Annotated in this window: 1 pseudogene; it reads right to left on the reverse strand. The window is 44.1% G+C overall.

What is annotated here, in order from left to right:
- A pseudogene (locus V6260_RS18460) lies at positions 1–1,101 on the reverse strand (FimV/HubP family polar landmark protein); the annotation flags it as partial.

Raw genomic sequence — 1,101 nt, forward strand, 5'->3', positions numbered from 1 at the left:
CGTCTGTAAGCTCAGGCTCTTCTATAAGCTCAGGCTCTTCTATAAGCTCAGGTTCTTCTTCAAGCTCAGGCTCTTCTATAAGCTCAGGTTCTTCTTCAAGCTCAGGTTCTTCTTCAAGCTCAGGTTCGTCTATAAGTTCAGATTCGTCTGTAAGCTCAGGCTGTTCTTCGAGCCCAAGCTCTTCTTCAAGTTCAGGTTCGTCTGTAAGCTCAGGCTCTTCTATAAGCTCAGGCTCTTCTATAAGCTCAAGCTCTTCTATAAGCTCAAGCTCTTCTTCAAGCTCAGGCTCTTCTATAAGCTCAAGCTCTTCTTCAAGCTCAGGCTCTTCTTCAAGTTCAGGTTCGTCTGTAAGCTCAGGCTCTTCTGTAAGCTCAGGTTCTTCTTCAAGCCCAAGCTCTTCTATAAGCTTAGGTTCGTCTATAAGCTCAGGTTCTTCTTCAAGCTCAGGTTCTTCTGTAAGATCAGGTTCGTCTATAAGCTGAGGCTCTTCTATAAGCTCAGGTTCGTCTATAAGCTCAGGTTCGTCTATAAGCTCAAGTTCTTCTTCAAGCTCAGGTTCTTCTTCAAGCTCAGGTTCGTCTATAAGCTCAGGCTCTTCTATAAGCTCAGGCTCTTCTATAAGCTCAGGTTCGTCTATAAGCTCAAGCTCTTCTTCAAGCTCAGGTTCTTCTTTAAGCTCAGGTTCTTCTTTAAGCTCAGGCTCTTCTTCAAGCTCAGGCTCTTCTGCAAGTTCAGGCTCTTCTCTAAGTTCTGTTGCTCCAACCAGCGAAGCATCCACATCGTCAGACAACTCATCTACAGCTGCCTCTTCAGAGTCACCTGCTTCATCGATTAAACTATCTATATCATCTAAATCAAACTCGTCTACTTCTTCAATCGGCGAAGCATCCACATCATCAGATAACTCACCTACAACCGCGTCTTCAGACTCGCCTGCTTCAGCGATTAAACTATCTATATCATCTAAATCAAACTCGTCTGCTTCTTCAACCAACGAAGCATCCACATCATCAGATAACTCACCTACAGCCGCCTCTTCAGACTCGCCTGCTTCATCGATTAAACTATCTATATCATCTAAATCAAACTCGTCTACTTCTT

This window comes from Pseudoalteromonas aliena, assembly GCF_038155085.1.
Taxonomy (GTDB): Bacteria; Pseudomonadota; Gammaproteobacteria; order Enterobacterales; family Alteromonadaceae; genus Pseudoalteromonas; species Pseudoalteromonas aliena_A.